This window comes from [Acidovorax] ebreus TPSY (genome assembly GCF_000022305.1).
Lineage (GTDB): Bacteria > Pseudomonadota > Gammaproteobacteria > Burkholderiales > Burkholderiaceae_C > Diaphorobacter > Diaphorobacter nitroreducens.
This window is the reverse complement of record NC_011992.1, coordinates 363,616-389,124: the sequence shown is the minus strand read 5'-3', so window position 1 is coordinate 389,124 and position 25,509 is coordinate 363,616. Positions and strand designations below refer to the sequence as shown.

The window sequence follows — 25,509 nt, the reverse complement described above, 5'->3', positions numbered from 1 at the left end:
TCAGTGCCCTCCCTGCGCGCGTTCCGAGGCGCGCACGGGCGCCAGGGCCAGCGCGCCATCGGCGCCGAACACATAGGCCTGCGCCGGATCAAGGTACAGCGTGACGGCGCTGCCCAGTTCCAGATAGTGCACGCCCGTGACCTGCGCCACCAGCGCGCCCCAGGGCGTGGCGGCGTGCACGAAGGTGTCGGAGCCAGAGATCTCCGCCAGCTCCACCACGCCCTGCACCGCCACGTCGCCCGCGCGCTGGGCCAGCCGCAGGGCACTGGCGCGCAGGCCCACCGTGAGCGTGCCGCCCGCAGGGGCCTGCAGCGGATGGCGCAGGGCCAGCACGCTGCCGCCCGCCAGCTGCACGCCGCCGGGCACGGGCTGCGCGGGCAGCAGGTTCATGGGCGGATCGCTGAAGGCGCGTGCCACGCGCAGCGAGCGCGGCGCGTGGAACACCTCGGCCGTGGGGCCGTACTGCAGCAGCTCGCCCTCGTGCAGCACAGCGGTGTAGCCGCCCAGCAGCAGCGCCTCGCCCGGTTCGGTGGTGGCGTAGACCACGGTGGAGCCTCCGGCGGCGAACAGTTGCGACAGTTCCTCGCGCAACTCCTCGCGCAGCTTGTAGTCCAGGTTGACCAGGGGCTCGTCCAGCAGCATCAGCGGGGCGCCCTTGGCCAGTGCGCGCGCCAGCGCCACGCGCTGCTGCTGCCCGCCCGACAGCTCGGACGGCAGCCGATCGAGGAAAGGCGTGATGTGCAGCCGCTCGGCCAGTTCGCGCACGCGCGCGGCCACGTTCTTGTCGCCGCGCAGCTTGAGCGGCGAGGCGATGTTGTCCGCCACCGTGAGCGACGGGTAGTTGATGAACTGCTGGTACACCATGGCCACGTTGCGCTCACGCACGGGCACGCCGGTGACGTCCACGCCGTCCACACGCACGCGGCCCTCGGTGGGCCGGTCCAGCCCGGCCATGATGCGCATCAGGCTGGTCTTGCCCGCCTGCGTGGCCCCCAGCAGCACGGTCACGGCGTCGCTGTGCAGCCGCAGGCCCATGCCATGCAGCCACACCTGCGGGCCGACCCGCTTGGTGATGCCGTCCAAAATCAGCTCCATGCGCGCTCCTCGCCTCCCCTGTGGCAGCGGGGGTGCCAGGCGTCCGCACGCCTGCCACTCCCGACAAAATCTTCGTATTCATTCATTTTTGTTCTTTTGTGATCGAAACGAATCAAGGTTTACCCTTGTTCGATTCCTTTTTGTTCGTTTTAAAGTGCATCCCGCCCCACTGACATGCCCGCCCCAGCGCCGCCCGTGAACACCAACCCCCGCCAACTCCAGTTGCTCGATGAAGTACGCCTGCGCAAGTCGCTGAGCGTGGAGCAGTTGGCCGACATCCTGGGCGTGACGCTGCAGACCGTGCGCCGCGACGTACAGCGCCTGGCCGAACTGGGCCTGGTCAGCCGCTTTCATGGCGGGGTGCGCATGCCCAGCTCCACCGTGGAGAACCTGGCCTACACCCAGCGCGAGGCGCTGAACTCCACGGGCAAGGCGCGCATCGCGCGCGCCGTGGCCGCGCAGGTGCCCGACAACTGCTCGCTGATCCTGAACATCGGCACCACCACCGAAGCCATTGCCAAGGCGCTGCTGCACCACAAGGGCCTGCGCGTGCTGACCAACAACCTGAACGTGGCCGCCATCCTGTGCGCCAACCCCGACTGCGAAGTGATCGTGGCCGGGGGCGTGGTGCGCAAGCGCGACCGCGCCATCGTGGGCGAGGCGGCGGTGGACTTCATCCGCCAGTTCCGCGTGGACATCGCGCTCATCGGCATCTCCGGCATCGAGCCCGACGGCTCGCTGCGCGACTACGACATGCGCGAGGTGAAGGTCGCGCAGACCATCATCGAACACGCGCGCGAGGTCTGGCTGGCCGCCGACCACACCAAGTTCAACCGTCCGGCCATGGTGCAGCTGGCGCAGCTCGCGCAGATCGACCGGCTGTTCACCGACGCGCCGCCGCCCGAGCCCTTCCCGGCCCTGCTGCACGAGGCCGGCGTGCAATGCACCGTGGCTGCCGCATGAGAGGCCCTCCCGGCGACTGAACAGCGCCCCAACACGTTACGCTCCGCCCATGACCTACCTGCTCGCACTCGACCAAGGCACCTCCAGCTCCCGCAGCATCGTGTTCGACGAACGTGGCCGCATCGTGGCCCAGGCGCAGCGCGAGCTGCCGCAGATCTATCCCCGCCCCGGCTGGGTGGAACATGACCCGCGCGAGATCTGGCGCACGCAGCTCGCCACCGCGCAGGACGCGCTGCGCGAGGCGCGCATCACCGCGCAGGACGTGCGCGCCCTGGGCATCACCAACCAGCGCGAGACCACCGTGCTGTGGAACCGCCGCACCGGCCAGCCCGTGCACCACGCCATCGTCTGGCAGGACCGGCGCGCCGAGCCCGCCTGCGCGCAACTGCGCGAACAGGGCCATGCCGCCGCCATCCAGGCCAAGACGGGCCTGCTGATCGACGCCTATTTCTCCGGCACCAAGCTGCAATGGCTGCTGGACCATGTGCCCGGCGCGCGCGACGCGGCCGAGGCCGGCGAGCTGGCCTTCGGCACCGTGGACAGCTGGCTCATCTGGCAGCTCACCGGCGGCACGCGCCATGTCACCGACGTGAGCAACGCCAGCCGCACCATGCTGTTCAACGTGCACACCAACCAGTGGGACGATGAGCTGCTGCAGCTTTTGCGCATCCCGCGCGCGCTGATGCCCGAAGTGCTGCCATCGGCCAGCGACTTCGGCGCCACCGACGCGGCGCTGCTGGGCGGCCCGATCGCCATCGGCGGCGTGGCAGGCGACCAGCAAAGCGCGCTCTTCGGCCAGGCGTGCTTCACCGCCGGCATGGCCAAGAACACCTACGGCACGGGCTGTTTCATGCTCATGCACACCGGCAGCCGCTTTCAGAAAAGCGAGAACGGCCTGCTTACCACCAGCGCGGCGCAAGCCAGCCGATCGCCCGAGTACGCCATGGAAGGCAGCGTGTTCGTGGGCGGCGCCGTGGTGCAGTGGCTGCGCGACGGGCTGCGCGCCATCTCGGCCAGCTCCGAGGTGCAGGCGCTGGCCGAAAGCGTGCCCGACTCGGGCGGCGTGATGATGGTGCCTGCCTTCACCGGCCTGGGCGCGCCCTACTGGAAGCCCGACGCGCGCGGCACCATCACCGGCCTCACGCGCGGCACCACCATCGCGCACATCGCGCGCGCCGCGCTCGAATCCATTGCCTACCAGAGCGCCGCGCTGCTGGCCGCCATGAGCCGCGACGCCGTGGCCGCAGGCGGCGCCCCGGTGAGCGAGCTGCGCGTGGACGGCGGCGCCTGCGTGAACGACCTGCTGATGCAGTTCCAGGCCGACCTGCTGGGCATTCCCGTGGTGCGCCCCGCCGTGGTGGAGACCACCGCCCTGGGCGCCGCCTACCTGGCGGGCCTGGCGAGCGGCGTGTATGCCAGCACCGACGAGCTGTCTGCCCTGTGGCAGGCCGAGCGGCGCTTCACCCCCACCCTGCCGCGCAGCCAGGCCGAGGCGTTGATGGCGCGTTGGGAACACGCCGTCGCGCAGGCCGTGCTACCCGGTTGACGTAAAAACCATAGCTGCTGGCGCTTGCTGCAACCCATTTTCAGACACAAAACCCTCTGAATCCACTGCGTAGCAAGCGCGAGCAGCTCCTGTTTTTGAATCACTCTGAATGATGCTGGACGGCGCACAATGCCGCCTGACCCCATCGCTTCCCCGCCCAATCCCATGACAGCCAGCGCATCCCCCCTTCCCCCCATTGCCTTCATCGGCGGCGGCAACATGGCCAGCGCCATCATCGGCGGCCTGCTGCAGCGCGGCCTGCCGGCCGGCCAGATCGAGGTGGTCGAACCCTTCGAGCCCGCGCGCGCCGCGCTGCAGGACAAATTCGGCATCACCGCGCAGCCCGCGGCTGGCGATGCGCTCGCGCGCGCCGCGCTGGTCGTCTGGGCCGTCAAGCCCCAGACCTTCAAGGAAGCCGCCGCCGCCACCCGCGCCCACACCGCCACCGCCCTGCACCTGAGCGTGGCCGCCGGCATTCCCACGGACAGCATCGCGCGCTGGCTGGACACGCAGCACATCGTGCGCGCCATGCCCAACACCCCCGCGCTGGTGGGCAAGGGCATCACCGGCCTGTTCGCCCGCCCGCAAGTGGACCCGCAGGGCAAGGCGCTGGTGGAACGCGTGATCGCCACCACCGGCCAGTTTGTCTGGGTGGAGGCCGAGGAGCAGCTCGACGCGGTCACCGCGCTGTCGGGCTCCGGCCCGGCCTATGTGTTTCTGTTCCTCGAAGCCATGACCCAGGCCGGCGTGGACATGGGCCTGCCGCCCGCGCAGGCCTACCAGCTGGCCGTGGCCACGTTCCAGGGCGCATCGGAGCTGGCCGCGCGCTCGCCCGAGAGCGCCGAGGTACTGCGCCAGCGCGTGACCAGCAAGGGCGGCACCACGCACGCCGCCATCACACACTTGCAGGCTGCACAGGTGCCCGCGCACTTCATCGCCGCCATGCGCGCGGCAGAGGCCCGTGCCAAGGAACTGGCGGCCGAGTTCGGCGCCTGATTCATGCGTCAAAAATAGCTGCCAGCGCTTGACAGTCAAGCGCTGGCAGCTATCACTAGCGCAGCAAATACCCTAGCGCCACGCCGGCAAAGATCGCCGCGCCGATCCAGTGGCTCTTGCTGAAGGCGGTAAAGCACCCCTCGCGCGTGCGGTCCTTGATCAGCGTGAAGTGCCATGCCACCTGCGCCGCCGCCACGCCCAGCCCCAGCCACAGCGGCCAGCCCAGGCCGTAGGGCGCGAGCACCCACGCCGTGAGCCCCAGGCACAGCACGAAGAAGCCCATGATGGCCGCCACGTCGAAGCGCCCCAGCGTGATGGCCGAGGTCTTCATGCCGATCTTCAGATCGTCGTCGCGGTCCACCATGGCGTACTCGGTGTCGTAGGCCAGCACCAGGAACAGGTTGGCCAGCCACAGCACCCAGGCCGTGGCAGGCACCCGGCCCTGCACGGCCGCAAAGGCGATCACGATGCCGAAGTTGAACGCAATGCCCAGGAACGCCTGCGGCATGGCGAAGAACCGCTTGGTGAACGGGTACAGGATGGTGAACAGCACCGCGGGCACCGACCAGGCCACCGCCTCCCAGCGCGTGGTGAGCACCAGCACGAAAGCCACCAGCGTGAGCACCACGCCCACCAGCGCGGCCTCCCTCACGCCCAGCTGGCCGCTGGTGATGGGGCGCTGCGTGGTGCGCTTCACATGGCGGTCGAAGTCGCGGTCGGCAATGTCGTTGATGGTGCAACCGGCGCTGCGCATGAGCACCGTGCCGGCCACGAACACCGCCAGCAGGTGCCAGCCTGGAAAGCCGTCCGCCGCCACCCACAGCGCCGCCAGCGTGGGCCACACCAGCACCAGCCAGCCCGCGGGGCGGTTCCAGCGGATCAGGTCGAGGTACAGGGACAGGCGGGAGCGCGGGGCGACAGCGGACATGGAGGCAAGGGAAAAGACAGGTTGCGCGGGGCGCCACGGGGCGGACACGGACACCGAGGGCACAAAGGACACAAGGCCCGCGGACGACGCAGCACACGGGGGCGGGTGCCCGCCAGCGTGCGCCAAAGCCCGCTTTTATACGCCATGGCGGCCGGCGCGCCCACATGGTCGCACGGCACTGTCCGTGACCGGAAGACTGCCGTTCAACGGCGCGCGGCGTCCCGCAGGGGATCCCAGCCGCGCCCCAGCGCGGCCCCGCGCAGGAAGGCAACCACGGCGGCATCGCCCCCGCAGCCAGCCACCAGAGCGGCGGCCTGCGCCCAGTCGCGCTGCGCGCCCAGGCGCTCCTGCCACTGCTCGGCCGCGCCCCGGTGGCGGCCCATGCGACCGGGCAGCAGCGGCGCCAGCGACGTGCTGCCGTAGCGCAACCGCTTGGCGAGAATGCGGGCATGGTGCAGGCCTTCGTCATCGCCCGCCGTTTTGAGCGCCGCGCCCAGGCGCCGTACCAGCCGCTGGACGCGCTTGCGCACCCAGTGCCGCGCCGGCGCACCGGCCAGGGCATCGCTGGCACAGGCTTCCACGCCACACTCCCCCTGCGCGGCCAGCGCCCAGCCATGCAACCAGTCCTGCCAGGCCAGCAGCGCGGCGCCCACGGCGGGCCGATGGAGTGCGGCGCGCGTTTGCGCGCGGGCCTGGTCCGCGGCGGCATCCAGCGCGGCCTGCGCTGCCGCCCAGGCGGCGGCCTGCCGCGCGCCGCCCTGCGCGTAGTGCGCGGCCAACGCAGGCAGCGTCTGGGTGCGCGCCACATCCAGGTCGCGTAAATGTCCCAGGGACTGCAGCAGCGGCGCCAGCGCCGCGGCGGCGGGGGCCGGCCGCGCGGCGCAGGCCGGGGCGAAGAGGCGCGCCAGGCTGCGCAGCCGGCGCCAGCCCACGCGGGCCTGGTGCACCACCTCGGGCGCATCGCTGCCCTGCTGCAGCGCAAACAGGTTGGCGCAGAACTGGTGGAAAGGCTCCTGCAGCACGCGTTCGGCGACCTGCGCAACCGTCATGCCGCGCTTCAGCGCGGGCGGCTGGGCCTCCACGGCCGGGCTGGCCGGCGGGTGCAGCAGCGCGTAGCCGCGTGCGGCCTTGCTCGCGGCCAGCGGCAGCACCGGCACGTGCCGCGCGATGCGCCGCGCCAGCGCCAGCAGTGCCTCTGGGGGCCCCTGCAGCAACTCCAGCTCCAGTTCGCACAGCGGCGTGGCATGCGCCGCGCCGTCCACCGTGGCGGTCACGGCGCCCACGTCCAGCGCCACCTCCACCACGGCGCCGCCGCGCACCCGCACACGCCAGCGGGTGCGCACGAAGTCGGTGGTAAAGCACGGCTGCAGCGCGCCGGCCAGCACGCCATCGGGGTCCATGGCGGGCCAGGGCGTGCCCTCCAACCGGTGCAGCTCCAGCGCCGGGCCGGCCACGGGCATTTCCCACTCGCCGCGCTGGCTCAGCGCGGACGTGGTGTCGCCCGCGGTCTTGAGGGTCTGCAGCCAGCGGGCACCCGCACCCTCAGGCCCCTCGCGGCGCAGGCGCAGGGCGACGCGCTGGCGCAGCAGGTCCTGCGCAGGCGTGTCGTGGTAGAGGCTGACCAGGTGCTCACGCACCGGCGTGGCGCGTGCCAGCGCCGGCACGCGCATGAGGCGCGCCGCCAGCGCCGCCGCATCGCGCGGGGGCAGCGCCAGCTTGAGCTCTGTCTCGGTGGCGGACATGGCCCGGCCCGCGTGCGCAGCTGCGCTCAGTCCTCCAGCAGCGAGCGCAGCATCCAGGCCGTTTGCTCGTGCACCGTGAGGCGCTGGGTCAGCAGGTCGGCCGTGGGCTCGTCGCTGGCCTTGTCGGCCAGGGGAAACAGCTCGCGCGCAGTGCGGGCCACGGCCTCATGGCCTTCCACCAGGATGCGGATCATCTCGGTGGCCTTGGGCGGCTGGGCCGGCACGTCGGGCAGGCTGGTGAGCTGGCCGAACTGCGCGTAGGAGCCCGGCGCCACATGGCCCAGCGAGCGGATGCGCTCGGCCACCGGGTCCACGGCGTTCCACAGCTCGGTGTACTGCGCCATGAACATGGTGTGCAGCGTGTTGAACATCGGGCCCGTCACGTTCCAGTGGAAGTTGTGGGTCGTGAGGTACAGCGTGTAGGTGTCGGCCAGCAGGCGCGACAGGCCCTGCGCGATGGCGGCCCGGTCCTTGTCGCTGATGCCGATGTTGATGCGCGGTGCGCCGCTCTTGGTGCTGACGGATTTGCTGCTGGGCTTGGCCATGGTGCGTCCTTTCTGGGTGGTTGGGATGACTCTGCCATGACTGTACCAACTGCCGCGCCGCGCAGCATCGCCCTGCGTCAAGACAAGCGCGTGACGCCGGGCAACTCGCAGGCGTAGACAGCGTTGCGCAGCGCGGCGATGGCCTCGTAGCGCGTGAAGCTGCGCCTCCAGGCCAGCACCACGCGGCGCATGGGCGGCGGGCTGCCGTCGCTCTCCTTGATGGGCAGGTAGCGGATGTGCGTGTCGTCGCTCTTGCGCCGGCGTGCACCCGTGTGCAGCGCATCCCGCGGCACCGACAGGCGCGGCACCAGCGTCACGCCCATGCCGGCGGAGACCATGTGCTTGATGGTCTCCAGCGACGAGCCTTCGAACGTGCGGCGAATGCCTTCGGCATTGCTCGCGTAGCGCGCGAACTCAGGGCACACCTCCAGCACGTGGTCGCGAAAGCAGTGGCCCGCACCCAGCAGCAGCATGGTTTCGTTCTTGAGTTCCGACGCCGAGACAGCATCGCGCTCGGCCAGCGGGTGGCTGCTGGGCACGGCCGCCAGGAAGGGTTCGTCATACAGCGGCGCGATGGCCAGGCCGGTGTCGGGGAAGGGCTCGGCCATGATGGCGCAGTCGATCTCCCCGGTGCGCAGCATCTCCAGCAGCTTCACGGTGAAGTTCTCCTGCAGCATCAGCGGCATCTGCGGCGTGCGCGCGATGGCATGGCGCACCAGCTCGGGCAGCAGGTAGGGGCCGATGGTGTAGATCACGCCCAGCGTGAGGGCGCCGGCCAGCGGGTCCTTGCCGCGCTTGGCGATCTCCTTGATGGCGGCAGCCTGCTCCAGCACGCTCTGCGCCTGTCGCACGATTTCCTCGCCCAGCGGCGTGACGGAGACATCGCCCGCGCTGCGCTCGAAGAGCTTGACCTCCAGCTCGTCCTCGAGCTTCTTCACCGCTACCGACAGCGTGGGCTGCGAGACATAGCAGGCTTCGGCGGCGCGGCCGAAGTGTTTTTCACGCGCAACGGCGACGATGTATTTGAGTTCGGTAAGAGTCATGGCGAATCCGGCCGGCAGAATCGGCCATTGTGCAACGCCCGCCGCGCTATGCGGCCACGGGCGGCCCATCAGGCTTTGAGATAGTCCGATTTTCCGCCAAGCCAGCGCTGGATGTGGCGCTCGGCCAGCAGCGGGTGGCGATCCAGCATCTGCGGCGCCGTCTCGCGCGCCCATTCCAGCAGCAGCGTATCGGTGGCCAGGTCGGCAAAGCGCAGCAGTGCGTCGCCCGACTGGCGAGCGCCCAGGAACTCGCCGGGCCCGCGGATCTCCAGGTCGCGCCGCGCGATCTCGAAACCGTCGGTGGTCTCGGCCATGGCCTTCAGGCGGTCGCGCGCGGTCTCGCCCAGGCGGCCCGAATCGCCCGTGGAGTACAGCAGCACGCAGGCCGAAGCCGCCGCGCCGCGCCCCACGCGCCCGCGCAACTGGTGCAGCTGCGACAGGCCGAAGCGCTCTGCATGCTCGATGACCATGAGCGAGGCGTTGGGCACGTCCACGCCCACTTCGATCACGGTGGTGGACACCAGCACGCCCATCTGCCCGCCCTTGAACAGGTCCATCACGGCTTTCTTCTCGGCGGCGGGCATGCGCGAGTGCAGCAGGCCCACCATCACGGGCGCGCGCCCGTGCGCCGCGTCGCCCTGCAACGCCTCGCTCAACTCGGCGTGCGTGGCGGTGGCGTTGGACAGGTCCAGCGCCTCGCTCTCCTCGATCAGCGGGCACACCCAGTACACCTGCCGGCCCGCCGCCACCTGCGCACCGATGCGCTCGACCACCTCATCCTTGCGGCTGTCCGCGATCAGCTTGGTGACGATGGGCGTGCGCCCGGGCGGCAGCTCGTCGATGGTGGACACGTCCAGATCGGCGTAGTAACTCATGGCCAGCGTGCGCGGGATGGGCGTGGCACTCATCATCAGCAGGTGCGGCTCCATGCCGGCGTGCTGCAGCTTTTTGCGCAGCGCCAGGCGTTGTGCCACGCCGAAGCGGTGCTGCTCATCGATCACCGCCAGCGCCAGGTTCTTGAAACGCACCTGCTCCTGGATGACGGCGTGCGTGCCCACGACCAGCGCGGCCTCGCCGCTTTCGATGCGCGCGAGCATCTCGGCGCGCTCTTTCTTCTTCTGTCCGCCCACCAGCCACGCCACCTGGCGCCCGCGCGCGGCCAGCAGCGGCTGCAGCCAGCCGATGAGCTTGGCGAAGTGCTGCTCGGCCAGGATCTCGGTGGGCGCCATCAGCGCGCACTGCCAGCCCGCGTCCATGCACACCGTGGCGGCCAGCGCGGCCACCACGGTCTTGCCCGAGCCCACGTCGCCCTGCAGCAAACGGTGCATGGGCACCGGCCGGGCCAGATCGCGCGCGATCTCCTCACCCACGCGGCGCTGCGCGGCCGTCAGGCTGAAGGGCAACACGCCCAGCAATTGCTCGTGCAGCGGCGTGCTTCCCGCCTGCGCCTGCGGGCGCAGGGCCGGGGCACGCAGGCGGGCGCGCTCGCGCTTGGCGGTGAGTTGCGACAGCTGCTGCGCCAGCAGTTCCTCGGCCTTCAGGCGCTGCCACGCCGGGTGACTGTGGTCCTGCAGCGTGGCCAGCGCCACATCGGGCGCGGGGTGATGCAAAAAAAGGAGCGCCTCGCGCAGGCTCCATGGGCGCAGTAGGCCATTTTGGCCATTCCCCCGCACCCATGAGGGAACCGCGGGGGGCTCGAGCCCCGGCGGCAGCGTCTCGGGCAATTCCACGCGCGTGAGGGCGCTCGCCACGGCGCGGCGCAGGTACGCCTGAGGCAGCTGCGCCACCGTGGGATAGACGGGGGTCAGAGCCGCGGGCAAGTCCCCTTCGGCCTTGCGGAACGCCGGGTGCAGCATCTGGCGGCCCCAGAAGCCTCCCTTGATTTCGCCGCGCACGCGCAGGCGCGCGCCCACGGCCATGGTCTTCTGGTGCGAAGGGTAGAAGCTGAAGAAGCGCAGCTCGCAGCTGCCGGTGCCGTCCTCCACGGTCACCACCAGTTGCCGGCGCGGGCGCATCTGCACCTCGCTGGCGGTCACCGTGGCCTCGATCTGCACCGTGTCGCCATCGCGTGCGCTGCGGATCGGCGTGATGCGCGTCTCGTCCTCGTAGCGCAGGGGCAGGTGCAGGGCCAGGTCGATGTCGCGCACCAGCCCCAGCTTGACGAGGGCCTGCTGTGCGGGGCTGGGGGCGGGCTTCGCGGAGGACGAGGCGGAGGTGGAGGAACGTGTGGGTCTGGGCACGGCAAAAAGGCTACCATGCCCGCAGTTACCGCACGTTACCGTCTCGTCGTCTCCCGTCATGCTCAAGCGCATCGAAGTCAAGCATCTCACCCTGGGCATGTACCTGCATGAGTTCTGCGGCTCCTGGATGGAGCACCCCTTCTGGCGCTCGCGCTTTCTGCTGCAGGACCCGCAAGACCTGGCGCGCATCCGCGCCACGGACATCCACGAGGTCTGGATCGACACATCCAAGGGCCTGGACATCGCGCCCGGCACGGCCAGCGTGTCCCGCGCCGAAGCCGACGCGCAGCTGGACAGCGACTTCCAGCACCTGGAGGACCTGCCTGCCCAGCCCGCGCCGGCCCCGGCCGTGACGCCCCAGCCGGCAGGCATGGACCAGGAGCTGCGCCGGGCGGCGGCCATCTGCTCGCAGGCCAAGCAGGCCGTGGTCACGATGTTCGGCCAGGCACGCCTGGGCCGCGCCATCGATACCGCCGTGGCGCAGGAGATGGTCGACGAGATCACCGACTCGGTCACGCGCAACCCGGACGCGCTCATCAGCCTGGCACGGCTCAAGACGGCCGACGAGTACACCTACATGCACTCGGTCGCCGTGTCCGCGCTGATGGTGGCGCTGGCCCGGCAGATCGGCATGGACGATGGCGCCACGCGCATGGCCGGGCTGGCCGGGCTGCTGCACGACATCGGCAAGGCGGCCGTGCCGCTGGAAGTGCTCAACAAGCCCGGCAAGCTGACCGACGACGAGTTCACCGTGGTGCGCAGCCACCCCGTGGCCGGCTACGACCTGCTGCAGGGCACCGACCTGCCCGAGCCCGTGCTGGACGCGTGCCTGCACCACCACGAGAAGATGGACGGCACGGGCTACCCCCACCGCCTCACGGGCGAGCAGATCAGCACGCTGGCGCGCATGACTGCCATCTGCGACGTGTACGACGCCATCACGTCGGACCGGCCCTACAAGCGCGGCTGGGACCCCTCAGAGTCGCTGCGCCGCATGGCGGAATGGACCCGCGACCACTTTGACAGCCGGCTGTTCCAGGCCTTCGTCAAGACCATCGGCATCTACCCCGTGGGGTCGCTGGTGCGCCTCGCCTCGGGCCGCCTGGGTGTGGTGACCGAGCAGTCGCCGGGCAAGCTGATTGCGCCGCGCGTGAGGGTCTTCTACTCCACCCGATCCGATCTGCGCATCCCCCCCGAGGTGGTGGACCTGTCCGAGCCCGACTGCCGCGACAAGATCATCGCGCGCGAGGACCCGGCGCGCTGGCAGTTCCCCGACCTCGCGCAACTCTGGTCCGACCTGCCCAACCCTCGCTGGTAGCGCCCGAGGTGCACCAACGCGCTGCACGGCGGCGGCATCTTTGCGAGAATCGCGGGCTTGTCTTTCTGCCTTGGAACGGGCCCGTCCGGCCCTCAAGCCCCGCATGTCCTCTGCCTCCACCGCACCCCGCACCTTCACCCTGAGCGACTTCGACTTCGAGCTGCCCGAGCTGCTCATCGCCCAGCACCCGGCCCCCCAGCGCAGCGGCTCGCGCCTGCTGGACGGGCGCACCGCCCCGCCCACCGACCGCATCTTCCGCGAACTGCCCGACCTGCTGCAGCCGGGCGACCTGCTGGTGTTCAACGACACGCGCGTGGTCAAGGCCCGCGTGTTCGGCGAGAAGGCCAGCGGCGGCAAGCTGGAACTGCTGATCGAGCGCGTGCTCACCGGCAACGAGGTCGTGGCGCACATGAAGGTCAGCAAGAAGCCGCTGCCCGGCGCCACGCTCCACTTGGCCGGCGGCGCGGCCGCGGGCGGGTTCGACGCCACGCTGCTCGGCCGCTACCCGGATGCGGACGGCCCGCTGTTTCGCCTGGCCCTGCGCGGGCCCGCGGGCGAGAGCCCCTGGGAGCTCATGGAGCGCCACGGCCACCTGCCGCTGCCGCCCTACATCGAGCGCCAGCAGGCCGGCGGCAACGACCCCCATGCCGGCGAGGACAGCGAGCGCTACCAGACCGTATTCGCGCGTGCGCCCGGCGCGGTGGCCGCGCCCACGGCCGCGCTGCACTTCGACGATGCCGTACTGGCCCGCCTGGCCGAGCGCGGCATCGAGCGCGCGAGCGTCACGCTGCACGTGGGTGCGGGCACCTTCCAGCCCGTGAAGACAGAGAACCTGGCCGAACACCGCATGCACAGCGAGTGGTACGAGGTGCCGCTGGCCACGCTGGCGGCGCTGGAGCGCTGCCGCCAGCGGGGCGGCCGCGTGGTGGCCGTGGGCACGACCACGGTGCGCACGCTGGAATCCTGGGCCGCGAGCGGCCAGGCCGCGGGCGACACCAGCATCTTCATTACGCCGGGCTTCCAGTTCCAGGTGGTCGACCTGCTGCTCACCAACTTCCACCTGCCCAAGAGCACGCTGATGATGCTGGTGAGCGCCTTTGCGGGCTACGAGCACATCATGCAGCTGTACCGCCACGCGGTCGCGCAGCGCTACCGCTTCTTCAGCTACGGCGACTGCATGCTGCTGGAGCGCCCCCGCGCATGAGCGCCGGACCGGCCGGGCACAGCCCCCGCACCGCCCTGGCCGGCATCGCGCTCACGGTGGGCGCCTGCGCCTCGTTCGCGCTGCTGGACACCGCCACCAAGCTGGTGAGCGCCACCACGCCGCTGCTGCTGGCGCTGTGGCTGCGCTATGTGTTCCAGTCGCTGGTCACCAGCGCCTATGTGCTGCCACGCAGCGACTGGCGCCCGCCCCGCACGGACCACCCGCGCTATCAACTGTTGCGCGCGGTGTTGTTCGCGGCCACCAGCCTGTTCGGCATCTTCAGCATCCGCGCCATGCCGCTGGCGGAGTTCACCGCCATCGTGGCCGCCACGCCGCTGTGCGTGACGCTCGTGGCCGCGTTGTGGCTGCGCCAGCCGGTCAGCGCACTGCGCTGGCTGCTGGTGGCCACGGGGCTGGCCAGCGTGCTGCTGATCCTGCGCCCGGGCGGCCAGTCCTTCAGCGGGGTATTGGTGCTGCCGCTGGGCATGCTGGCCTGCGGCACGGGGTACCAGATCTTGAGCAGCCGCATGGCCGGGCAGGAGGCCCCCACGACCACGCAGTTCTATACCAGCTGGATTGCCGCCGGGCTGATGACGCTGGCGGCGCCCTTCGTGTGGACCGCCATCACCAGCGCCTGGGTATGGCTGGGGCTGGTGGTCATGGGACTGTCGAGCGCGCTGGGCCATCTGTTGCTGCTGCGGGCCTACGCCTGCGCAGCGCCCGCCACGATCGCGCCGTTCCTCTACACCCAGATCGCGTTTGCCATGCTGGCCGGCTGGGCGGTGTACGGCCACATGCCGGACCGCTGGTCGCTGCTGGGCATCTGCCTGATCGCCGCCAGTGGCGCTGCGAGCGCCTGGCTGACGGTGCGCGAGCGGCGCTGATCAGTACCCGTGCTGCTGGCGGAACGCCCGCGCCTGGCCGAAGTGGCCGTTGCCGATGAACGGCACGGGCGGGCGCAGCGCCGACAACGGCGAGGGATGGTTGGAGGTAAGCACCAGGTGCCCCCGGTCCCGCGGGATGAAGGCGCGCTTGGACTGCGCATGGCTGCCCCAGAGCATGAACACCACGGGGCGCGGCCCTTCGGCCACCTCGCGGATGACGGCATCGGTCAGCTGCTCCCAGCCCTTGCCCGCGTGGCTCGCGGCCTGGCCCTCTTCCACCGTGAGGCAGGTGTTGAGCAGCAGCACACCGTTCTGTGCCCACTTCACCAGGCTGCCGCCCGGGTTGGGAAACGGTGGGAAGGGTACGCCCATGTCGCGCTGCATTTCCTTGAAGATGTTCTGCAGCGAGGGCGGCAGGCGCACGCCCGGCGCCACCGAGAACGCGAGCCCCTCGGCCTGGCCACGGCCGTGGTACGGGTCCTGCCCCAGGATGACCACGCGCGTGTCCTCGGGGGCCGTGAGCTGCAGCGCCCGCAGCGGCTGCGGCGGGAAGATGGCGGCGCCGGCCTCCAGCCGCGCCTGCAGGAAGGCCAGCAACTGCCGGCCGCGCGCGCTGGCAAAGAACGTGTCGACCAGCGGCTGCCAGCCCGGCGCGACAGGCCAGTCGGCGGGGTCGGCGCTTTGCAGTTGCGTGGCGGCGGGAGTATTTAGCATCAAATCATGCTCCAAGGCTTATCCATTCTGCGCTACAAGCTATATTTACGATAGCTAATCCATTCCATCATGCACCCGGTTGCGGCCTGCCGCCTTGGCGCGGTACAGGTTCGCATCCGCGCGCGCCAGCAACTGTTCGGGGGTGTCTTCGGCGCCGGGCACCACACAGGCCACCCCGGCACTCACCGTGACCACGGGCGCAATCGGCGAGCCGCGGTGTTCCATCTGCCGCGCATGCACGGCCCGGCACAGCGCCTGCGCCTTGGCGCGCGCGCCGTCCAGGTCGCACTCGGGCAGCAGGCAGACGAACTCTTCACCGCCGTAGCGGGCCACGAGGTCGTGCGACCGCCCCAGGCCGCCGCGCAGCGCGGCGGCCACGGCGCGCAGGCAATCGTCGCCCTGCTGGTGGCCATACAGGTCGTTGAACTGCTTGAAATGGTCGATGTCCACCATCACCACGGACAGGGGCTGGCCGCTGCGCCGGCAGCGCCGCCATTCGGCCTTGAGGGTGCGGTCCAACTGGCGGCGATTCGCCAGGCCCGTCAGCCCGTCCATGAAGGCGAGCTTGCGCAGCAGTTCATGTTGCGCGCGCTGCTCGGTCACGTCCACGAAGGTGGCCATGCAATGGTCGCCAAAAGCCAGCCCGCCGATGGTCATCGTATGCAGCCTGCCGTCGCGGTCGGTGACGCGGTATTCCCTGTCCGCGATCTCGCCCCCCTGCGCGCCTGCCTGCGCCAGGTCTGCGTTCCACGCGGCGATGACCTGTTCGCGGTAGTGCGGATCGGGATAGGCCCGCGGCCACCACTGCCCCAGCGTGGGCACCTCGGCCTCGGTGTAGCCGAACAGGTCCATGAAGCGCCGGTTGCGAAAGTAGATCACGCCCGCGGCATCGATCATGCACAGCCCGATGGGCATTTCCTGCATCAGATGCCTGAGCAGGCGCTCGGTCTCCTGCAGCTGCAGCGCCTGCTGCTTGGCCAGCGTCACGTCATGGATATAGCCATGCCACAGCACGGCACCCGAGGCCGTGCGCGCGGGCCGCGCCTGGTCGCTGACCCAGCGCTCGCGCTCGCCCGGCACGAGCACACGGTATTCGGTGCGCCACAGCTCCAGGGTCTGCGCGGATGCCAGCACGCTCTCGCGCAGCGCCTGCAGGTCGTCGGGGTGGATGCGCGCGAAGACCTGCTCCGCGTCCACGCACAGGGCCTGCGGGGGAAGCCCGTAGATGTCCTGCACCCCGGGGCTGGCGTACGGGAAGTGGCTGCGCCCGTCGGGTTCGCGCTGGTACTGGTACAGCGCGCCGGGCACGTTCTCGGCCAGGCGGTCCAGCGTCTCTTGGTGCTGGCGCTGCGCGGTCACGTCCGTGTGGGTGCCGATGAGGCGGGTGGGTCGGCCGCTGGCGTCGCGCGAGGTCACCTGGCCGCGGTCCTGCACCCATTTGTAGCTGCCGTCCTTGCAGCGCATGCGGTGCACGTTTTCATAGACCACCGTTTCACCCGCCAGGTGGCGCGCCACGTCGGCGTGCACGCGCGCCAGATCGTCGGGATGCACGCGGCTTTCCCATTCCTGCAGGCTGTCGCCGATGTCGCCTTCTGCGTAGCCGAGCATGGTCTTCCATACCGGCGAGAAATACACCGTGCCCGCGGCCATGTCCCAGTCCCACACGCCCTGCTGGGTGGCGTGCAGCACCGCCTGCCAGCGGGCCTGCAGCGCGGCCTCCTGGGCGGCCAGCGCCTGCTCGCGGCGCCACAGCTGGCGGCGCCGGCGCTGCATGAAGCCCAGGCCCAGCCCAATGGCAACCCCCGTCAGCAGCCATGCCACACCCAGCGTCCAGGCGCGCGCGCGCCAGGCGGCGAACACCTGGCTCCAGTCCCGCGCGACGGCCGCAACCAACGGCTTGTCCATGTGCAGGTGCGCCGGAAAGATGGTGCGCAGCGCCACCAGCCGCTCGGCCGGGTCCGGCTCCATCGCGCCGACGAAGAGGCTTTCCATCCGCCCGCTATCCAGGTGCGCCTGAAAGAGCGTGCCGGGCTGCGCCAGCGTGGCGCCCAGCAGCCCCGCCCGTTCGGGCACGCGCAGGAAGCGCACGCCGTCGCCGTGCACCAGGGTGCTCTCCACGTCGGGGGCGTAGCGCACGGAATCCAGCAAGGTCTTGAACTCGTCGGGGTCCAGCGTCGCCGTGACCACGCCGCCGGGCAGCCCATCCTCCGCTGGCACGGGGCGCGACAACGTGATGGCCCAGATACCCAACACCGTGCGCATGGGCGCGCTGACGATCAGCGAGGGCTGCTCGCGGCTTGCCAGCCGGCGCGCCGACTGAAAGTAATCGCGGTAGGCAAAGTTCTCCCCGAGCAGTTCGGCGCGGCTGGAGGCGACCACCGTACCCTCGGCATCCAGCACGGTCAGCGTGCGCACGCCGGTCATGGCGTCGCTGAAGGCCCGCAGCCGCTCGTTGAATGGCAAGGCGCCTTCAGGGCGCGCGCGCCACTGCGCCAGGTTCGCAACAATATCCCCCAGCGCCTGGTTCACGGCATGCAGTTGGCGCTCCAGGTTCTCATGGACGATATGCACCTGGTGCGCGACCTGCTGGCGCTCGCGTTCCTCGGTGTCGCGCCGCTCCAGGCTCAGCACGACCGCGATCAGCGCCCCCAGCGCCAGCCACAGGCCCGCCAGCAACCACCACTCCCTGCGAAAACGCTCGGCCTGCGTATCCGGTCTCTCGCGCAAGGCAACTCCTCCATGCGGGCACGATAAGAATGGCCGGGTAACCGCCTCAGGCAAGGCTCATCGACGCGGCCCGATGACTTTCATGGGCCCAGTATGCCGCCACCGCCCCAACCCTGGGGGACGCCCGGCCTACGGCCGTCAGGCGAACAGCTGGGCCAGCGCCCGCCCCGGGTCGGGCGCGCGCATGAAGGCCTCGCCCACCAGGAACGCATTCACGCCGGCATCGCGCAGCGTGTGCACATCCACCGGCGCAAGGATGCCGGACTCGGCCACCAGCAGGCGGTCGGCAGGCACTTCCTTCTTCAGGTCCAGCGTGGTCTGCAGGCTGACCTCGAAGGTGCGCAGGTTGCGGTTGTTGATGCCCACGAGCGGCGTCTGCAGGCGCAGCGCGCGCTCCAGCTCGGCGCCGTCGTGCACCTCCACCAGCACGGCCATGTCCAGGCTGCGGGCGAACTGCTCCATCTCGGCCATCAGGCCATCCTCGAGGCAGGCGGCGATCAGCAGCACACAGTCGGCGCCCATGGCGCGCGACTCGTAGATCTGGTACGGATCGATCATGAAGTCCTTGCGCAGCACCGGCAGCGGGCAACTGGCGCGTGCCTGCTTCAGGTAATCGGGCTGGCCTTGAAAGAACTGGCGGTCGGTCAGCACCGACAGGCAGGCCGCGCTGACCTTGCCGTCGCCCTCGGCGTAGCTTTGCGCAATGTCGGCCGGGATGAAATCCTCGCGGATCACGCCCTTGCTGGGGCTGGCCTTCTTGATTTCGGCGATCACGCCGGCCTGGCCCTGGTCGATCTTGGCGCGCAGCGCGCCCACGAAGTCGCGCGTGAGCACGCGGCTCTCGGCGTCGCGGCGCATGTCGGTGAAGGACACGCGCTTTTGCGCGGCGGCCACTTCCTCGACCTTCACGTCGCAGATTTTCTTCAGGATGTCGGACATGCTTGCTTCCTTGCTCCCCGCAGGGAGCGTCAATGGTGACGGCGCGCACTGGCGCCAGCGCCCGTCCCGCTCATTCGTGCGGAGGTACCGGGCCCTTGTGGCCTTGCGTGGGCGGTGCCGGGCCGCGCACTACCTTCATGATGATGCGGTGCATCACGATGCCCACGACGATGAACAGCAGCGACACGCCCAGCACGATCCACGTCGCGGGGTCGTTCCAGATGGGAGCGTCCAGCAAGCTCATCGCCGTGCGCTCAGGCCGCGAGCTTCTGGGTGTAGGCGACCAGCTGCTGCAGCTTGGCCAGGGCCGCGCCGCTGGCCAGGGCCTGCTGGGCGCGGCGCAGGCCGTCTTCCAGCGAGTCGGCCACGTTGGCAGCATACAAGGCGGCACCGGCATTCAGGCAGACGATGTCGCGCGCCGGGCCTTCGTCGCCCTGCAGCACGCCCATCAGCATGGCCTTGGATTCGGTCGGGTTCTCCACGCGCAGCGCCCGCGTGCCTGCCATGCGCAGGCCGAAGTCCTCGGGGTGGATCTCGTACTCGCGCACCGCGCCGTCTTTCAATTCGCCCACCAGCGTGCCCGCGCCCAGGCTGATTTCGTCCAGCCCGTCACGGCCGTAGACCACCAGCGCGTGCTCGGCGCCCAGGCGTTGCAGCGCACGCACCTGGATGCCCACCAGGTCTTCGTGGAACACGCCCATGAGGATGTTGGGCGCACCTGCCGGGTTGGTCAGCGGCCCCAGGATGTTGAAAATGGTCCGCACGCCCAGCTCCTTGCGCACCGGCGCCACGTTCTTCATGGCGGGGTGGTGGTTGGGCGCGAACATGAAGCCGATGCCCACGTCGCCAATGCACTGCGCGATCTGCGCAGGCTGCAGGTTGATGTGCACGCCCAGCGCCTCCATGGCGTCGGCGCTGCCGCTTTTGCTGCTGACGCTGCGCCCGCCATGCTTGCTGACCTTGGCGCCCGCGGCGGCGATCACGAAGGTGGCGCAGGTGGAGATGTTGAAGGTGTTGGCGCCGTCGCCGCCCGTGCCCACGATGTCCACGAGGTGCTTGGTGTCGTGCACCTGCACCTTGTGGGAGAACTCGCGCATCACCTGCGCGGCGGCGGTGATCTCGCCGATGGTTTCCTTCTTCACGCGCAGGCCGGTGGTGATGGCCGCGGTCATGACGGGCGAGAGTTCGCCGCTCATGATCATGCGCATGAGGTGCAGCATCTCGTCGTGGAAGATCTCGCGGTGCTCGATGGTGCGCTGCAGCGCTTCCTGGGGGGTGATGGGGGTCATGGAAGTACCTCTATTTTGATAGCTGCGTGCGCTTGCTGTATATGCATTTCAAGCATTTTTCACACTGAAATCGTTTATAGGCAAGCGCTGGCAGCTCTTATTTTTGATCCAGGAAGTTCTTGAGCATCGCGTGGCCGTGCTCGGTGAGGATGCTCTCGGGGTGGAACTGCACGCCCTCGATGGCCAGCTCGCGGTGGCGGATTCCCATGATCTCGCCGTCGTCCGTCCAGGCCGTCACCTCCAGCACTTCGGGGCAGCTCGCGCGCTCGATGGACAGCGAGTGGTAGCGGTTCACCGTGAACTGCTTGGGCAGGCCGGCGAACACGCCCGTCTGCGTGGTGGTGATGACGCTGGTCTTGCCATGCATGAGTTGCTGCGCCCGGATGATCTTGCCGCCGAAGGCCGCGCCAATGCTCTGGTGGCCCAGGCACACGCCCAAGATGGGGAGCTTGCCGGCGAAGTGCTGGATCGCCGCCACCGAGATACCCGCCTCGGCCGGCGAGCATGGCCCGGGCGAGATCACCAGCCGGTCGGGCGCACGCGCGGCAATGCCCTCCAGCGTGATCTCGTCGTTGCGAAACACCTCGACTTCGGCGCCCAGTTCGCCGAAGTACTGCACGATGTTGTAGGTGAAGCTGTCGTAGTTGTCGACCATCAGCACGCGCGTCATGGCGTCACCTCCTGGCCCTTGCGGCCCTCTGCGCACAGGCGCGCGAATTCACGGTGTTCGTAGGCGATGTAGGCCTCCATCATGCTGCGGTAGATGGCCTCGATCACGTCGGGCTCGCCGCCCTCGGCCGCCGCACGCGCACGCACGCGCTGCACGATGGCCTCGATGCGCGCTTCGTCGCGCACCTGGTCTTCGCGCGGCTTGTTGAGGGCAGCCTGGGTCATGTAGCCGCCGCGCTCCACGAGCAGCGGCACCAGGATGTCGTCCAGCGCGTCGATGCGCGCGCGCACCTCGGCCATGCTGGCGCAGGGCTGGGTCTTGTCGATTGCACGGGTGGTCATTCCAGCCCCTCCTCCACCAATTCGGCCGCACGCAGCAGGGCGCGCGCCTTGTGTTCCGTTTCCTTCCATTCGAGCTCGGGCACCGAGTCGGCCACCACGCCGGCCGCCGCCTGCACGTAGAGCGTGCCGTCCTTGACGATGCCGGTGCGGATGGCGATGGCCACATCCATGTCGCCCGCATAGCTCAGGTAGCCGCAGGCGCCTCCGTAAAGGCCCCGCTTGCTGGGCTCCAACTGGTCGATCAGTTCCATGGCGTGCACCTTGGGCGCGCCGGTGAGCGTGCCGGCCGGGAAGGTGGCCTTGAGCACGTCCATGCTGGTCATGCCGTCGTTGAGGATGCCCTCCACGTTGCTCACGATGTGCATCACGTGGCTGTAGCGCTCGACCGCGAAGGCCTCGGTCACCTTCACGGTGCCGGTCTTGGCGATGCGGCCGATGTCGTTGCGCGCCAGGTCGATCAGCATCACGTGCTCGGCGCGTTCCTTGGGGTCGTTCACCAGCTCCACTTCGGTGGCCTTGTCGGCCTCGGGCGTGGCGCCGCGCGGGCGCGTGCCGGCCAGCGGGCGGATGGTGACCTTCTGCCCCTCAGGCGTGCTCTCCTGGCGCACCAGGATCTCTGGGCTGGAGCCCACCACCTGGAAATCGCCGAAGTTGTAGTAATACATGTACGGCGACGGGTTCAGCGAGCGCAGCGCGCGGTACAGCGACAGCGGCGATTCGGTGTAGCGCTTGTGGATGCGCTGGCCCACCTGCACCTGCATGAAGTCGCCCGCGGCGATGAGCTCCTTGGCGCGCTCCACGGCCGCCAAGTAGTCGGCCTTGGCAAAGCTGCGCTGTGCGGTGTGGCTCTCGGTGGGCCGCACCACGGGCGCGCTCACGGAATACTTGAGCTGGTCCTTCAGCTCCCGCAGGCGCTTCTTGCCCTTGGCATAGGCCTCGGGCTGGGCCGGGTCGGCGTAGACGATGAGATACAGCTTGCCCGAGAGGTTGTCGATGACCGCCAGCTCCTCGCACTGCAGCAGCAGGATGTCGGGGCAGCCCAGGGTGTCGGGCGGGCAGGTGGCCTCTAGCTTCTTCTCGATATAGCGCACCGCGTCGTAGCCGAAGTAGCCCGCCAGCCCGCCACAAAAGCGCGGCAGCCCCGGGCGCAGCGCCACCTTGAAGCGCTTTTGGTAGGCGGCAATGAAGTCCAGCGGGTTGCCCGGGTGCGTCTCCACCACTTGGCCGTCGGTCACCACCTCGGTGCGCGCCGCATCGCCGAAGCCGCTGGACCGCAGCAAGGTGCGCGCAGGCAGGCCGATGAAGCTGTAGCGCCCGAAGCGCTCGCCGCCGACGACCGACTCCAGCAAAAAGCTGTGCTTGCCGTCGCCCTTGCCATGGGCCAGCTTGAGGTACAGGGAGAGAGGGGTTTCCAGGTCCGCAAAGGCTTCCGCCATCAGCGGGATGCGGTTGTAGCCTTCGCTGGCCAGGCTTTTGAATTCCAGTTCAGTGATCACAAGAAGATTCCCAGCTCGTGCGGCGCGGTCGCTGGCTGCGCCAGTGCGCCGCAGGATCATTCAGAGGAGTCGGCCCCGTGCAGGACAGCACGTGTGGGGCCACGGGCGCACGCTGGGGAGGCGCCCAGGTGCAGTCAGGGGTTCAACGACGCAGGCTTGCGCCAGGGCCAGGCTCCCCGGTCGCTGCAACCTGTGATGAACGTGTGGTGAATGAACATGGACCCGCAGTGTAGCAAAGCACTTTGTCACCTGCGCGGTGGATGCTGCAGCGCATCCACGCGAAAACCCTATTGCCGACCGCCCCTCGATGGCGCAACATTTAGAAACGAACGATCGTTCTTTTTTGGAGTTGCGCAATGCCCTTCACCCGTCGTCGCACCCTGCAGTGGGGTGCTCTGGCCCTTCCCCTGTGCCTGGCGCTTCCGGCTCCCGCATCGACGGAGCCGACGACCGCAGCCGGCGTCAAGTTCGAGCCCACCCTCGACCTGGGCGGCAGCAAGCTGCAACTCAATGGCGCCGGAGTGCGCTACAAGGCCGTGTTCAAGGTGTATGCCGCAGGCCTGTACCTGGAGAAGAAGGCATCCACGCCTGCCGAGGTCTACGCGCTGCGCGGCCCCAAGCGCATCAGCGTGACCATGCTGCGCGACATCGACTCCACGGAACTCGGCAAGCTGTTCTCGCGCGGTATGGAAGACAACATGGACAAGGCCGCCTTTTCCAAGCTGATTCCGGGCGTGCTGCGCATGAGCCAGATCTTTTCAGAGCACAAGAAGCTCATGGCGGGCGAACAGTTCGTCGTGGACTGGCTGCCCGGCACGGGCACGCAGGTGACGGTGAAGGGCGTCCCGCAGGGCGAACCGTTCAAGGAGCCCGAATTCTTCAACGCATTGCTGGGCATCTGGCTCGGCAGCCAGCCCGCCGACTGGAAGCTCAAGGACGCCCTGCTGGGCAAGGAATAAGCCCATCGACCCACGCAGTGACGATGCGCAGAGAAAGCATGCCATTGCCCCCTTGATGGCGTTTTCAGCCATCCCCCCTTGGCGATACACTTTATTGCAATTGCGCAGCAAGGGGGCCTCTATGCATCTCAGCAACCTCAAGGTCGGCACGCGCCTGGCCTTGTCTTTCGGCTTGGTTCTGCTCATCACCGTGGTCATCGCGGCGGTAGGCATATGGCGTTTGCAGGAGTTGGCAAGCGTCACCCATCAGCTCACCAGCACGGACAACGAACGGCTGCGCGCCGCCAGCACATGGCGGCAGGCGATTGACCTGAACTGGGTGCGCACGCGCGCCGCCATCCTGGATGCGGACACCTCCCATCTCTCGAGCTGGCAAAGCGAGATTGCCAAGACCTCCGAAGAAGCATCCAAGGCGCAGGAGGTGGTGGAGCGGCTGGTGACCACCGACGAAGGACGCCGCTTGCTCGCCGACATCGCGAAGACGCGCGAAGCCTATCGCGGCCCGCGGGCTGAATTGCTCAAGCGCAAGGCTGCCGGCGAGAGTGTGGGTGAGTTGCTCGACAGCCAACTTAAGCCGTTGGCCGACGCTTACCTACAGTCCATCGTCGCCATGGAACAGCGCCAGCGCGCGCTGTACGAAAGCACCCGCGACAACGCTGCCAAGCAGGCCACGCTCAGTCGCGCCATCCTGATGGTCGTGACCGCAGTGGCGCTGCTGGTGGGCGCGGGCGCCGCGATCTTGTTGAGCCGCTCCGTGACCGGGCCCCTGCAGTTGGCCGTGCGCGGCGCAGGCTTGATCGCCGAAGGCGACCTCACCCAGTCCATCCAAGCCCACGGCCGCGACGAAGCCGCGGCGCTGCTGAAGGCACTGGGCCACATGCAGGGCAACCTCGCTCGCGTAGTGGCCGGCGTGCGCGCCAATGCGGAGAGCGTCGCGTCGGCCAGCGCGGAGATCTCGCAGGGCAACCACGACCTGTCCGGCCGCACCGAGAGCCAGGCCAGCGCCCTGGAAGAAACGGCCGCCTCCATGGAGCAGTTGGGCGCCACCGTGCGCCAGAACGCCGACAACGCCCGCCAGGCCAACCAACTCGCCATGAATGCCAGCACCGTCGCCGTGCAGGGCGGCGAGGTGGTCTCCGAGGTGGTGGACACCATGCGCGGCATCAATGAGTCCAGCCGCAAGATCGCCGACATCATCGGGGTGATCGATGGCATTGCCTTCCAGACCAACATCCTGGCGCTGAATGCCGCCGTGGAGGCCGCGCGTGCCGGTGAGCAAGGCCGCGGGTTTGCCGTGGTGGCCGGCGAGGTGCGCGCGCTGGCGCAGCGCTCGGCCGAGGCCGCCAAGGAGATCAAGCAGCTCATCACCGCCAGCGTGGAGCGCGTGGAGCAGGGCTCGCAGCTGGTGGACAAGGCCGGTGCCACCATGACCGAGGTGGTCACCGCCATTCGCCGCGTGACCGACATCATGGGAGAGATCAGCGCCGCCAGCAGCGAGCAAAGCGCGGGCGTGGCCCAGGTGGGCGAGGCCATCACCCAGATGGACCAGGCCACGCAGCAGAACGCCGCGCTGGTCGAGGAGATGGCCGCCGCCGCCAGCAGCCTCAGCGGCCAGGCCCGCGAGCTCGTCGAGGCCGTCGCCGTGTTCAAGCTGGCGAGCCATGGCCACGCACTCGCAACGCCCGCCGCCATCAGGACGCCCCAGCCATCCGCACCCGCCGTGACGCGGGCCGCGCCCCCCGCACGCCCGGCGTCCGCGCCTGTACAACCGGCGGCACGCCAGGCCCGCCCCGTCTCCGCCTCGCCAAAGGCTGCGCCGGCACCTTCCGCCGACGACGGCGCCTGGGAAAGTTTCTAAACCACCTGCAGC

22 protein-coding genes are annotated in these 25,509 nt (G+C 69.4%); 8 read left to right on the top strand and 14 right to left on the bottom strand.

Going from position 1 to position 25,509, the window contains the following annotated elements:
• Positions 1–1,095, bottom strand: coding sequence for an ABC transporter ATP-binding protein (locus DTPSY_RS01855; RefSeq protein ID WP_012655436.1), 1,095 nt, complete (start codon positions 1,093–1,095; stop codon positions 1–3).
• Positions 1,096–1,290: 195 nt separating this feature from the next.
• On the opposite strand from DTPSY_RS01855, the gene DTPSY_RS01850 reads away from it, so the two are divergent.
• From DTPSY_RS01850 to proC, 3 genes are all read left to right on the top strand, one after another.
• Entirely contained in the window at positions 1,291–2,058 is a 768-nt protein-coding gene (locus tag DTPSY_RS01850; protein WP_041838933.1) for a DeoR/GlpR family DNA-binding transcription regulator, read from the top strand.
• A gap of 49 nt (positions 2,059–2,107) precedes the next feature.
• Complete coding sequence (glpK, locus tag DTPSY_RS01845) at positions 2,108–3,604, top strand: glycerol kinase GlpK (RefSeq protein WP_012655434.1); 1,497 nt, start codon at positions 2,108–2,110, stop codon at positions 3,602–3,604.
• A 165-nt stretch (positions 3,605–3,769) separates the two neighbouring features.
• Entirely contained in the window at positions 3,770–4,600 is an 831-nt protein-coding gene (proC, locus tag DTPSY_RS01840) for a pyrroline-5-carboxylate reductase (protein ID WP_041838932.1), read from the top strand.
• 55 nt (positions 4,601–4,655) lie between these two features.
• Here proC and ubiA read toward each other — a convergent pair whose 3' ends face one another.
• From ubiA to recG, 5 genes are all read right to left on the bottom strand, one after another.
• Positions 4,656–5,528 carry a 4-hydroxybenzoate octaprenyltransferase gene (gene ubiA / locus DTPSY_RS01835; RefSeq protein WP_011803842.1) on the bottom strand — a complete coding sequence of 291 codons (873 nt, stop codon included), beginning with the start codon at positions 5,526–5,528 and terminating at the stop codon, positions 4,656–4,658.
• A gap of 203 nt (positions 5,529–5,731) precedes the next feature.
• The gene (locus DTPSY_RS01830; protein WP_012655432.1) at positions 5,732–7,270 is read right to left on the bottom strand and encodes a CYTH and CHAD domain-containing protein; all 1,539 of its coding nucleotides are present in this window, start codon (positions 7,268–7,270) and stop codon (positions 5,732–5,734) included.
• 26 nt (positions 7,271–7,296) lie between these two features.
• A complete protein-coding gene (locus DTPSY_RS01825) occupies positions 7,297–7,815 on the bottom strand; it encodes a Dps family protein (protein ID WP_011803840.1) in 519 nt (172 codons plus the stop codon).
• Positions 7,816–7,892: 77 nt separating this feature from the next.
• Positions 7,893–8,858 carry a LysR substrate-binding domain-containing protein gene (locus DTPSY_RS01820; protein WP_012655431.1) on the bottom strand — a complete coding sequence of 322 codons (966 nt, stop codon included), beginning with the start codon at positions 8,856–8,858 and terminating at the stop codon, positions 7,893–7,895.
• 68 nt (positions 8,859–8,926) lie between these two features.
• Complete coding sequence (gene recG / locus DTPSY_RS01815; protein ID WP_012655430.1) at positions 8,927–11,098, bottom strand: ATP-dependent DNA helicase RecG; 2,172 nt, start codon at positions 11,096–11,098, stop codon at positions 8,927–8,929.
• A gap of 58 nt (positions 11,099–11,156) precedes the next feature.
• Between recG and DTPSY_RS01810 the strand changes: the two genes are divergently transcribed.
• The 3 genes from DTPSY_RS01810 (at position 11,157) to DTPSY_RS01800 (ending at position 14,504) form a co-directional block, all read left to right on the top strand.
• Positions 11,157–12,416 carry an HD-GYP domain-containing protein gene (locus tag DTPSY_RS01810; RefSeq protein ID WP_012655429.1) on the top strand — a complete coding sequence of 420 codons (1,260 nt, stop codon included), beginning with the start codon at positions 11,157–11,159 and terminating at the stop codon, positions 12,414–12,416.
• A gap of 103 nt (positions 12,417–12,519) precedes the next feature.
• On the top strand, positions 12,520–13,620 hold the full coding sequence (queA, locus tag DTPSY_RS01805; RefSeq protein ID WP_012655428.1) for a tRNA preQ1(34) S-adenosylmethionine ribosyltransferase-isomerase QueA: 1,101 nt from the start codon (positions 12,520–12,522) through the stop codon (positions 13,618–13,620).
• Positions 13,617–14,504, top strand: a complete 888-nt coding sequence (locus DTPSY_RS01800) for a DMT family transporter (RefSeq protein ID WP_012655427.1) — start codon at positions 13,617–13,619, stop codon at positions 14,502–14,504. Before queA ends, DTPSY_RS01800 begins: the two co-directional genes overlap by 4 nt.
• Here DTPSY_RS01800 and DTPSY_RS01795 read toward each other — a convergent pair whose 3' ends face one another.
• From DTPSY_RS01795 to trpE, 8 genes are all read right to left on the bottom strand, one after another.
• Positions 14,505–15,218, bottom strand: a complete 714-nt coding sequence (locus DTPSY_RS01795; RefSeq protein WP_012655426.1) for a uracil-DNA glycosylase — start codon at positions 15,216–15,218, stop codon at positions 14,505–14,507.
• A 54-nt stretch (positions 15,219–15,272) separates the two neighbouring features.
• Positions 15,273–17,945, bottom strand: a complete 2,673-nt coding sequence (locus tag DTPSY_RS01790; RefSeq protein WP_012655425.1) for a diguanylate cyclase — start codon at positions 17,943–17,945, stop codon at positions 15,273–15,275.
• A gap of 138 nt (positions 17,946–18,083) precedes the next feature.
• The gene (gene trpC / locus DTPSY_RS01785; protein WP_012655424.1) at positions 18,084–18,884 is read right to left on the bottom strand and encodes an indole-3-glycerol phosphate synthase TrpC; all 801 of its coding nucleotides are present in this window, start codon (positions 18,882–18,884) and stop codon (positions 18,084–18,086) included.
• Between the two features lie 70 nt (positions 18,885–18,954).
• Complete coding sequence (locus DTPSY_RS18505; RefSeq protein WP_012655423.1) at positions 18,955–19,128, bottom strand: hypothetical protein; 174 nt, start codon at positions 19,126–19,128, stop codon at positions 18,955–18,957.
• Positions 19,129–19,138: 10 nt separating this feature from the next.
• Positions 19,139–20,173, bottom strand: a complete 1,035-nt coding sequence (gene trpD, locus DTPSY_RS01780) for an anthranilate phosphoribosyltransferase (protein ID WP_011803832.1) — start codon at positions 20,171–20,173, stop codon at positions 19,139–19,141.
• Positions 20,174–20,270: 97 nt separating this feature from the next.
• Positions 20,271–20,843 (bottom strand): aminodeoxychorismate/anthranilate synthase component II, encoded by a 573-nt coding sequence (locus DTPSY_RS01775; RefSeq protein ID WP_012655422.1) that lies wholly within the window; start codon positions 20,841–20,843, stop codon positions 20,271–20,273.
• Complete coding sequence (locus tag DTPSY_RS01770) at positions 20,840–21,184, bottom strand: chorismate mutase (protein WP_011803830.1); 345 nt, start codon at positions 21,182–21,184, stop codon at positions 20,840–20,842. The genes DTPSY_RS01775 and DTPSY_RS01770 overlap by 4 nt, the downstream gene beginning before the upstream one ends.
• Entirely contained in the window at positions 21,181–22,680 is a 1,500-nt protein-coding gene (gene trpE, locus DTPSY_RS01765; RefSeq protein WP_012655421.1) for an anthranilate synthase component I, read from the bottom strand. The genes DTPSY_RS01770 and trpE overlap by 4 nt, the downstream gene beginning before the upstream one ends.
• Before the next feature lie 356 nt (positions 22,681–23,036).
• Here trpE and DTPSY_RS01760 point away from each other — a divergent pair, with 356 nt between their 5' ends.
• Together DTPSY_RS01760 and DTPSY_RS01755 are read left to right on the top strand one after the other, a co-directional pair.
• A complete protein-coding gene (locus DTPSY_RS01760; RefSeq protein ID WP_011803828.1) occupies positions 23,037–23,639 on the top strand; it encodes a chalcone isomerase family protein in 603 nt (200 codons plus the stop codon).
• A gap of 121 nt (positions 23,640–23,760) precedes the next feature.
• Positions 23,761–25,497, top strand: a complete 1,737-nt coding sequence (locus DTPSY_RS01755) for a methyl-accepting chemotaxis protein (protein WP_012655420.1) — start codon at positions 23,761–23,763, stop codon at positions 25,495–25,497.
• Positions 25,498–25,509: the final 12 nt, after the last annotated feature.